Source organism: Thermodesulfobacteriota bacterium (genome assembly GCA_040755095.1).
Classification (GTDB): domain Bacteria; phylum Desulfobacterota; class Desulfobulbia; order Desulfobulbales; family JBFMBH01; genus JBFMBH01.
This window is the reverse complement of the sequence record JBFMBH010000150.1, coordinates 1-10,642: the sequence shown is the minus strand read 5'-3', so window position 1 is coordinate 10,642 and position 10,642 is coordinate 1. Positions and strand designations below refer to the sequence as shown.

Below are 10,642 nucleotides of genomic sequence, written 5' to 3'. Positions count from 1 at the left end.
GAATAGATGCCGCCTCCGGTCCCGCCGTACGCCGAGTCGCCCACCCCCACCGCGCTGTTGCCGCCGGCCGTGCCGGTGGACTGGCTGCTGGCAGCGCCGCCGGCCCCCGCCTGGCGGGCGGCGCCGGCATAGTAGCCATGGCCGCCGGCCCCACCCTGGGCCGAGCCGTAGGAGACCACCGTGTTGTTGTTGCCCGTGGTGGCGGCCTCGGCCAGAGCGGCGGCGCCGCCACCGCCACCACCATTGGCGCCGTAGTAGCCAACCCCGCCGGCGCCACCCTGGGCCTGGGTGTCGGCCCGGGCGGAGCCGCCGTCGTTGCTGGCCCTGGCCGTGGCCGTGCCGCTGGCGCCCCCTGCCGCCGTGCCGCTGGCCGCGTTGCGGGAGCCGCCGGCCCCACCCTGGCCGGTCGTTCGGACATAGAGGGTGCCGCCGCCGGTCTTCGTCTTGGAGAGATGGCTTTCGGCGCTGCCAGCAGTGCCATCGGCACCATCGAAGGCGTTGCCGCTGTCGCCGCCATAGGCATGCTGATAAAGAGAGGTGCCGCCGGTGGTGGTACCATCCACGGCATCGGTGAGGGAGACGGCGCCGCCGCTGCCCGCCGCACCGCTGGTGCCGGAGGCGGCGCTGCCGCCCGCCCCGCCCCGGGCCGTGCCGGTCGCGGACACCGTGCCGCCACCCGAGGTGCCGCTGACCGCGCCCAGGCTGGCGCCGCCGCCGTCACCGGCCGTGCCGGCGCCGGTACCGGCACCCCCCTGGCCGCCGGTGGCGGTGACATTGGCGGTCACGTCCTTGATCGCCGCCGAGCTGAGGGCGGCGCTGCCGGTGGCGTTGCCGCCGTGGCTGCCGGTGACGCCGCTGCCACCCCGGCCGCCGGTGGCGGTGATTTGGCCGCTCAGTGTGCCGCCGCCGGCGTTGGCGGCGGTGAGGCTGGAGGAGGCGTTGCCGGCCTGGCCGGCGCTGCCGGTATCACTGGCGCCGCCGTCACCGGCAATGGCGGTCTGGGTCAGGGTGAGGCCACCGGCAGTGGCGCCGCTCACCCCGTCCGTGAGGAGGGAATGGGCGCCGGCGCCGCCGGTCGCGCCATCGTAGCCGGCGCCGCCATCCCCACCGGTCTGGCTGGCGGCAACCGAGACCGAGCCACCGCCGGACGAGGAGCCGGTGGCCGCGGCACTGGCCACACCACCGCTGCCGCCGGCCTGACCGCTGCCCCTGGCCACGCCGCCGTTACCGCCCCGGGCGGTGCTGACAACGGAGACCGACTGGCTGCCGGCATTGCTGCCCGTGGCCTGGGAGGTGGCGGCCCCACCGGCGCCGCCGTCCCCGGCGCCGCTGGAGTAGATGCCGCCACCGGCGCCACCGTACGCCACGTCGCCCACCCCCACCGCGCTGTTGCCGCCGGCCGTGCCGGTGGACTGGCTGCTGGCAGAGCCGCCGGCCCCCGCCTGGCGGGCGGCGCCGGCATAGTAGCCATGGCCGCCGGCCCCACCCTGGGCCGAGCCATAGGCGCTCGCCGTGTTGCCGTTGCCCGTGGTGGCGGCCTCGGCCAAGGCGGCGGCGCCGCCGCCTCCACCGCCGCTGGCGCCGTAGTAGCCAACCCCGCCGGCGCCGCCCTGGGCCTGGGTGTCGGCCCGGGCGGAGCCGCCGTCGTTGCTGGCACTGGCCGTGGCCGTGCCGCTGGCGCCCCCTGCCGCCGTGCCGCTGGCCGCGTTGCGGGAGCCACCAGCCCCGCCCTGGCCGGTGGTGCGGACATAGAGGGTGCCGCCGCTCTTCGTCTTGGTGAGGTGGCTTTCGGCGCTGCCGGCGGTGCCATCGGCACCATCGTAGGCGTTGCCGCTGTCGCCGCCATAGGCGTGCTGATAGAGAGAGGTGCCGCCGGTGGTGGTGCCGTCCACGGCATCGGTGAGGGAGACGGCGGCGCCGCTGCCCGCCGCGCCACTGGAGCCGGCGGCGGCGCTGCCACCGGCCCCGCCCTGCGCCACGCCGGTCACGGACACCGTGCCGCTGCCCGAGGTGCCGCTGACGGTGCCCAGACCGGCGCCGCCGCCGTCACCGGCATTGCCGGCGCCGGTGCCGTGGCCGCCAGCGCCGCCGGTGGCGGTGGCACTGGTGGTGGCACTGGCCGTGCCGGCGGCGGTGGCGGCAGAAGCGGCCGTGGCCTGGCCGCCGCCCCCGGCGTTGCCAGCCACACCCGGGATGCCGCCGCCCGCTGCCGCACCGCCGGCGCCGCCGGTTCCCCCGCGGCCGCCGGTGGCGGTGGCGTTGGCACTGGCATTGCCCGCCGCCGGGGAGGCGCCGGCCTGGGCCAGGGCGTCGCCGCCCAGGCCGCCAGCGCCGCCACCACCGCCATCGGCCTGGCTGTCCGGATCGGGTCCGTCTACGCCCCGGCCGCCAGCGCCACCGCCGCCGCCGGCACCACCCGTGGCCGTGGCGGTATTGCTGGCGTCGGTGTTGACGAGGATGGCCGAGGCCGCGCCGCCGGCGCCGCCCGGCCCGCCCGGCCCACCCGGATCGCCGTCAATCCCGGGGGTGCCGGCGGTGCCCGGTGTGCCGGTGTCAGTCAGGCTGCCGGCCCAGGCCGGTGCCGCGAGGGTCAAAGGAAACAGCAGGGTGATGGCCAGGCGCGAATAGCGTTTGCGGCAGTTCATGACAATTTCCTCCCGTGGCTGGTGACTGGGGTCTCTCGCGCAGATCATGCAATCAGAGCTGGGCTTATGCAAAATAAATGCCTTGATGGCAAGAGGATGGGGGCCGCCTGGCCAATCTGCTGGAATGATTCAAGGAATCGGAGTCATCCCGGCGGTCGGCCTGGCGGGGAGCCAGGACCTACCGCCGGGGAAGTCGGAGGATTTCCGGATTGACGGACACAGGTGTCCGGAAATCCGCAGCCCGGTGCCGGCGCCGGACGGCCACCCCGGCGACCGGCGCTGTCGCCGGCTGCAGGCCGCGTCCTGGGGTTTCCAGGATCGCTTGCACGTGGTAACGTGCCGCCTTTCCTCCCCCTGCTGCCTTCTTGACCTCTGCCCATGACCGTATCCGGGACCTGCCGCGAAAAGCTGCCAACCGGCTGGGGCTGCCGGCCTTGCTGGAGCCCTGGTTCCAGCCGGCGGCGGTGCGCGAGGGCCTGGCTCTGCGCGGACCGGCTGGAGGGGGCCGCCCTGTTCCCGGCCTGGCTTCCCGGTGCCAGCCCGGCTGCCGGCGAGCCCTGGGCAGCGCTGCCGGCCCTGTTCCGGGAGCTCCAGGATCTGGCCGTCACCGAGAACGAGGCAGCCCTCAACCAGCGCGGCCAGCGTACCCAGGGCCAGCTCCAGGACAGCTCGATCTGGACCTGGCTGGCCGGCGTGCTGAGCCGCCGCGCACCGGCCCTGGCTCTGAGCCTGGCGCCAGGGGACGGCGGCCTCTTCCGGCTCGTGGCTCGCCAGGGGCCGGCGGCCGAGCCGGCCCTGTCGGTGCGGGTGCCCCGGCTGCAGACCGCCGGCCTGGCCAGCGGCCTGGCAGCCTTCGGCCTGACCCTGCTGGATGCGCTGGCCGCCGCTCAGGGACAGGATGGGGATGCCCCCCAACTGGTCCCGGCCAACGATGTTCTCGACTTCCTGGTTCGCAACCGGGAGGTCCTGGCCGACCCGCCCGGCGGAGGCGGCGGCGGGCCTGACCCGGCTGCTGTCTTTTGCCGGCTGGCAGGACGAGCCGCTTCAGGAGCCGCCCGACCATCTGCGGCCTTACCAGCGGCACGGTCTGGCCTGGCTGGCGGCCCTGGCTCGCTATGGCCTGGGAGGGATCCTGGCCGACGACTTGGGCCTGGGCAAGACCCATCAGGCCCTGGCCCTGGTCCAGCAGGTGCTCCGGCACGGCAGCGGCCGCCGGGTGCTGGTGGTGGCCCCCACCTCGGTGGTGCCCCACTGGGTGGACAAGATCCGCAGCTTCTATCCCGACCTTTCCGTCTGGATCCATCATGGCGGTCGCCGGCACCAGGCCGAGCTGGCGGACCAGGCCCTTATCCTGACCACCTACGGCATCCTGCGCCAGGACGCTGAGCTGTTCGCCGGCCTGCGGTTGGACCTCGTGCTGCTGGACGAGGCCCAGAACCTCAAGAGCGCCCGGACCGAGGTCTATGCCGCGGCCAGCCGCCTGCAGGCCCGGGTGGTCCTGGGGCTGACCGGCACACCGGTGGAGAATTCGGTGTGGGACCTGAAAGCGCTCTTTGATCTGTGCCTGCCAGGGCTTCTGGGCAGCAACGCCCACTTCGGCCGTCTGTACGGCAGCGCGGCAGCGGATGACGGTGCCAGCCAGCACCGGCAGGCCCTGGCCCGCCTGGTCCGGCCCTTCATCCTGCGCCGCAGCCGGCAGCAGGTCCTGACCGAGCTGCCGGCGGTGATCGAGGATGTGCGTCTCTGCGAGCTGGCCGACGACCAGGTGAAGCTGTACCGGGACGCCATTGAGGCGCGGGGCCGGAGCTTGGCGGCCCAGCTGGCCGACGCCGACGCGGACCGCCTGCCCTATCTGGAGATCCTCACCCTCATCGGTACCCTCAAGGCGATCTGCAACCACCCGTGCCTGGTGGAGGGCAGCGATGACCTGGAGCGCTACGGCAGCGGCAAGTGGGACCTCTTTGTGGAGATTCTGGAGGAGTGCCTGGAGGCGGGCCTCAAGGTGGTCGTCTTCAGCCAGTACACCCGGATGCTCGATCTCATCGTCCGGCACCTGGACAGGATCGGAGTGGCCCACGCCGGCCTGCGGGGGGAGATGGTCATGAGCCGGCGCCAGGAAGAGATGCGCCGCTTCCAGGAGGATCCGGAGGTGCGGGTCTTTTGCGCCAGCCTCCTGGCCGGCGGCACGGGCATCGATCTCACCGCCGCCCAGGCGGTGATCCATTACGACCGCTGGTGGAACGCTGCCCGGGAGGAGCAGGCCACGGCCCGGGTGCACCGTATGGGCCAAAGGTCGGTGGTGCAGGTCTTCAAGCTCATCACCACCGGCACCCTGGAGGAGAAGATCCACCGTCTCATCGAGGACCGCCGGCAGCTGGCCGCCACCCTCGTCCAGGAAGACGACGCTGCCATCATGAAGGGCCTGTCACGCCAGGATCTGGCGGAGCTGCTTGCCTGGCAGGGGGCCGGATGAGCGTGGCTTCCCCGGCCGCTTCCGGCTCGGCGTCGCACGAACTTATCAAAATCTGTTACCCTGTGATCACTCTCCTTTAATCTGGCGTCACTCATGGCCTGGCCCTAGGCCAGAGCCTCGGCCAGCTCGCCGATCATGAACAGGCGCTCCTCCGGAAGGTCATCGCAGGCGCCGTCGAGAACAGCCTGAACGCCGGCCACCGTGGCGGCCACGGGCACACTGCGGCCGGGGGTACCGGTGAAGTGCTCGGCGACAAAGAAGGGCTGGGAGAGAAAATTCCGGAGCCGGCGGGCCCGGCCCACCAGCTGGCGGTCCTGGGCCGACAGCTCGTCCGGCCCCAGCATGGCGATGAGATCCTTGAGCTCGTGGTAGCGGCCCAGCACCTGGCGGGCCGCCTGGGCGGCCTCGTAGTGGGCGCTGCCGACGATGGCCGGGTCCAGGGCCTTCGAGGAGGAGGCCAGGGGGTCCACCGCCGGGTAGATCCCCTCCGCCGCCACCTCCCGGGACAGGACCAGGGCGCTGTCCATGTGCCAGAAGGCATGGGTGACGGCCGGGTCGGCGTAGTCGTCCGCCGGCACGTACACCGCCTGCACCGAGACCATGTCGCCCCGCTCAGTGGCGGTGATCCGCTCCTCCAGGCTGGCGATATCCGCCGCCAGGGTCGGCTGGTAGCCCACCCGGGAAGGCAGCCGGCCCAGGAGGCCGGACACCTCCATGCCGGCCTGGACGTGACGGTAGAGGTTGTCCACCAGGAGGAGGACGTCCCGGCCTTCCAGGTCCCGGAAATACTCGGCCACGGACAGGGCGGCCAGGCCCACCAGGAAGCGGGCGCCGGGCGGCTCGTGCATCTGGCCGAAGACCATGACGGTGCGGTCCATGAAGCCGCGATCCTGCAGCTCCTGCCACAGCTCCCGCCCCTCCCGGGAGCGCTCGCCGATGCCGGCAAAGACCGCCACGCCCTTGAGATTGGCTACTGCGTTGTGGATGAACTCGGTCAGGACCACGGTCTTGCCTACCCCGGCGCCGCCAAAGACCGCCACCCGGCCGCCGTGGGTGAAGGGGCAGAAGAGATCGATGACCTTGATGCCGGTGGGATAGACCTCGCCGAGACCCCGGCGGGCGGAAGGCGGGGGCGGCGGCCGCAGGAGGGGCAGGGTCCGGCCGCGGGGCAACGGCGGCCCGCCGTCCAGCGGCCGGCCCCGCAGATCGAACACCCGGCCGATGAGCCCTGCTCCCACCGGCACGCTGAGGGCCTGCCCGGAGCTGGCCACCGGCGCCCCCCGCCTCAGGCCTCGGGTGGAGTCGATGGCCATGGCCCGCACCGTGGCCGCGCCGAGATGGGAGTGCACCACCGCGGTGATGACGCCGTCTCCGTCCAGCTCGCAATGCAAGGCAGCATCCAGGGGCGGCAGCCCATCCGGAAACCGGACATCCACCACTGTGCCCCGCACCGCCACCACTTGGCCGCAGAAGCGGGGGGTGTCGGTGCTGTCGTCACCGGCTGCCATACCAGGTCCTCCCGGGCCAGCGGTCCTCGGGGATCTGGTCTCCCCCGTGGCCGCCGGCCTGCGTCGAGGCTAGAACAAGGAGCAGGCGGCCGTCAACCGCCCGGTACGACAGAGGAGCGAAGCGTCTCGGGCGACTTCACCATGCGCTCTGACCAGCCGCGGCCCGGGGAATCCGGTTGACAGGATTCCCCCGAAGGCGTTTAGCTAAGCGTTTAGGGTGTGAGACCCCTCTTTGCGCCGGAATCTTGCTTGACGCCATTCGGAGGATGCCCATGCCGGCAGTCCAGAGCCATGCCATGAGGAGGCAAGCCCCCTCGCCCCTGACCCGCCTGCCGGCGGCAGCCGGATGCCGGCAGCGGCTCCCGGCCCTCGTATCTCTCCTGCTGCTGCTCCTGTCGGCCGCCGCACCGGCGCGGGCCGGCCAGCCTCTGGTCCTCAACACCCCCGGCAATCCGCCCTGGCACTACCCGGACCAGAGCGGCATCGCCGACCGCTTGGCGCACGAGGCCTTCCGGCGTATTGGCCTTGAGGTCGTGATCCAGAGCCTGCCCGCCGAGCGGGCGCTGTTGAACGCTGACGCCGGCCTGGAAGACGGGGACTGCGGCCGGATTCCGGGGCTCAGCGCCCGGTATCCCCACCTGGTGCAGGTGCCGGCCGTGTATGCCAGGGCAGACTTTGTCGTCTTCACCAGGAGAAGCGACCTGGCTATCCGCAGCTGGCAGGACCTCGCCCCTTTGGATGTGGCGATCATCCGCGGCCACAAGCTGGCCGAGCAGAGCCTCCCCCAGACCCGATCGTTGACCTCGGTGGACTCGGTTGACCTGCTCTTCACCCTCCTGGTCAAGGACCGGGTGGATGTGGCCATCTGTGAGCGGCTCTTCGGCAGCCACGTGCGCGAGAAGAGGGGGCTTGCCGCCCAGGTGCGGATACTGGAGCCGCCCCTGGTCACCCAGGACTTCTTCATCTATTTGCACGAGCGACACCGGGCCTTCGTGCCGGCCCTGGCCGCCGCCCTCCAGGGGATGCAAGACGACGGCACCTACGACCGGATGCATGGGGCTGGACTCATGCGGGCCCGGGACGAGGGGGCCCAGTAGCCCATGCGCGCCCCCCGGATCTGGCACACGACCAGCGGCCGGCTGCTCATCTTCCTGGTCGGCTTCAGTCTGGCTGGTATTCTGGTGACCACGGCGGGCAGCGTCTACACCAGCTACCAGAACGAGCTGCGGGCCATCAGCGCCAAGGAGCGTGACCTCGAGGTCAGCTACCGGCCGGTCCTGGCCCAGAACCTCTGGACCTCCGACCGGCGGCAGGCCCTCATCCTTCTGGAGGGCATCCTGCACCATCCCTCCATCGAGTACGCGGCGGTCGAAACCAGTGACGGCCAGATCTTTGCCGCCGCTGGCGAGGTGTCGGCCCAGAACAGCCGGACCTGCCGCTGGCCCCTCACCTACCTCTACAAGGGGCGGTCGATGGCGCTGGGCTCGTTCGAGGTGGTCTTCAATCTGGACAGCATCCGGCAGCACCTCACCGCCAAGGCCCTGTCCAGCGTGGTCGTCCAGACCATCCAGATCTCGCTTCTGGCCCTGCTTTTCTACGGCGCGCTCAACCAGCTGGTGATCCGGCATCTGGGCAGGATCTCCGCCTACTTTGATGAGCTGAACCTCGAGCATCCGGACCGGCCCCTCACCCTGCACCGGGGCCCGATGGCACAGGAGGACGAGCTTGAGAACGTCGTGCTGGCCATCGAGCGGATGCGCCAGCGGCTGGCCGACAACAAGATCGTCCATACCCGGATGCTGGGCTCCCTGGCAGACCGGAACGCGGTCCTGCGCCGGAAGATCAGCCAGCTGCAGGAGACCCGGGAACAGCTGCGGGCCAGCGAGCAGAAAAGCTCCATCATCCTCAGCCGGGCCATGGACGGCTTTTTCACCTGCGACCGCCAGGGCCGGATTCTCAGTGCCAACCAGGCCTATTGCCGCATGCTCGGCTACCGGGAAGCGGAGATGCTGGGCCTGACCATTCCTGACCTGGAGGCCCAGGAGACCCCGGCGGACGTGGACCAGCACATGGAGCGGATCATCGCCACCGGCGGCGACCGCTTCGAGACGGTGCACCGCCACCGGGACGGCCGGCTGGTGGCGGTGGAGATCAGCGTCAATCACGATGCTACCATGGCCGGCATCTTCTTTTCTTTTGTCCGGGACATCACGGAGCGGAAACGGGCCGAGGCGGCGCTCAACGACGTCCGCAAGACCAGCGAGACCATCCTGAACAGCATCGAGGAGGCCATCTGCCTGATCAATGTGCAGGACTTTTCGATTATCGATGCCAACGAGGTCTTTGTCCGGGAGCTGGGCCTCGACCGGGCGCAAATCCTCGGCCGCCCCTGCTTCGAGGTTACCCACCGGCTGCACCGGCCCTGCGGCCCGCCCAACCACCTGTGTCCCCTGGCGGAGACGGTGCAGACCGGCCGGCCAGCCCACCAGGAGCATGTCCATTGCGACCACGCCGGCCGGGAGCACTACGTGGATATCCACACCTTCCCCATCAAGAGCGCCTCCGGCCGGCTGGAGCAGGTGGTCCACGTCTCCCGGGACATCTCCGAGCGGAAACGGGCCGAGCAGCACCTGCGCCAGGCCCGGGAGGCGGCGGAGCAGGCCAGCCGGGCCAAGAGCGAGTTTCTGGCCAACATGAGCCACGAGATCCGCACGCCGATGAACGCCGTCATCGGCATGACCAGCCTGGCGCTGGCCACCGACCTCAGCGCCGAGCAGCGGCACTACCTGCAAGTGGTGGAGGAGTCGGCGGGCTTTCTGCTCAGCCTGGTCAACAACATCCTGGATTTTTCGAAGATCGAGGCCGGTGAGCTGGCCTTGAGCCCCCGGACCTTCGATCTGCGCATGGTTCTGGCCTCGGTGGGGCGCGCCTTCCAGCTCCAGGCCGACAAGAAGGGGATCGGGCTGTCCTGGCAGATCGCCGAGTCGACCCATCCGTTTCTGACCGGCGACGACCTGCGGCTGCGCCAGGTGCTGCTCAATCTGGTGGGCAATGCGGTGAAGTTCACGGAAACCGGCGAGGTCCGGGTGGAGGTGGAAACCCTCTCCGCCACCGGCACCGCGGCGGTCCTCCGTTTCCGGGTCCGCGACACCGGGCCGGGCATTCCGCCGGGGGTGCGCGACGCCATCTTCGAGCCGTTCTTCCAGGCCGACAACAGCGTCACCCGGCGGGCCGGCGGCACCGGGCTGGGGCTGGCCATCTGCAAGAAGCTGGTGCAGCTCATGGGCGGGAGAATCGGGGTGGACAGCGAGACAGGCCTGGGGACGGTCTTCTCCTTCACCGTGGCCCTGCCCAAGGCCTTCCCTGCCGCAGCCGAGGCCGCCCCGGACCGCGACACCGAGGAGGCCGGCAGCCCACCCAGCCCCAGACTGGCCATCCTCCTGGTGGAGGACAATGCCTTCAACCGCGAGCTGGCGCGGATCCTGCTCGAAAACCAGGGCCATCAGGTCGCGCTGGCCGCCTCCGGCCTGGAGGCCCTGGAGGCCCTGGCCTGCCAGCGCTTCGACGTGGTGCTCATGGACGTGCAGATGCCGGAGATGGACGGCATCACCGCCACCGCCATCATCCGCGCCTGTGAGGCCGGCGAGCCGGCCGATCTGCCAGCCCACCAGGAGCTCATCGCCCGGGTCTGCCGCAGCCTGGAAGGAAGCCGCACCCCCATCGTGGCCATGACCGCCCACGCCATGGCCGGCGACCGGGAGCGCTGTCTGGCCGCCGGCATGGACGGCTACATCACCAAGCCCTATCAGCCGGCCGAGATCGCCCAGACCCTGGCCCAGGTCGTGGCCGGCGCCGGCCAGGCCACGTGAGGGAGCCATGGGCGGGGCACACCCGAAGGGATAGCACGCCGGAAGTCCGCCACGGTGGTCTCCCTCAGGTCCCAGAGGTCCTGTAAGTCCCATGGGTCCATGGGAGCTATGGGAGCCACCGTGGGACCTGTGGGTTGCCTTGCGCGG

Annotated in this window: 5 protein-coding genes; 3 read left to right on the top strand and 2 right to left on the bottom strand. The window is 71.1% G+C overall.

What is annotated here, in order from left to right:
• Window positions 1–2,645 (bottom strand): hypothetical protein (locus AB1634_16955; protein MEW6221205.1); only part of this gene is annotated, 2,645 nt, incomplete at its 3' end.
• Between the two features lie 904 nt (window positions 2,646–3,549).
• On the opposite strand from AB1634_16955, the gene AB1634_16950 reads away from it, so the two are divergent.
• Window positions 3,550–5,118 (top strand): DEAD/DEAH box helicase, encoded by a 1,569-nt coding sequence (locus AB1634_16950; GenBank protein ID MEW6221204.1) that lies wholly within the window; start codon window positions 3,550–3,552, stop codon window positions 5,116–5,118.
• A gap of 104 nt (window positions 5,119–5,222) precedes the next feature.
• On the opposite strand, the gene atpD is transcribed toward AB1634_16950, so the two are convergent.
• Entirely contained in the window at window positions 5,223–6,626 is a 1,404-nt protein-coding gene (gene atpD / locus AB1634_16945; protein ID MEW6221203.1) for a F0F1 ATP synthase subunit beta, read from the bottom strand.
• A 272-nt stretch (window positions 6,627–6,898) separates the two neighbouring features.
• On the opposite strand from atpD, the gene AB1634_16940 reads away from it, so the two are divergent.
• Window positions 6,899–7,723 carry a transporter substrate-binding domain-containing protein gene (locus AB1634_16940; GenBank protein ID MEW6221202.1) on the top strand — a complete coding sequence of 275 codons (825 nt, stop codon included), beginning with the start codon at window positions 6,899–6,901 and terminating at the stop codon, window positions 7,721–7,723.
• Window positions 7,724–7,726: 3 nt separating this feature from the next.
• The gene (locus AB1634_16935) at window positions 7,727–10,495 is read left to right on the top strand and encodes a PAS domain S-box protein (protein ID MEW6221201.1); all 2,769 of its coding nucleotides are present in this window, start codon (window positions 7,727–7,729) and stop codon (window positions 10,493–10,495) included.
• Window positions 10,496–10,642: the final 147 nt, after the last annotated feature.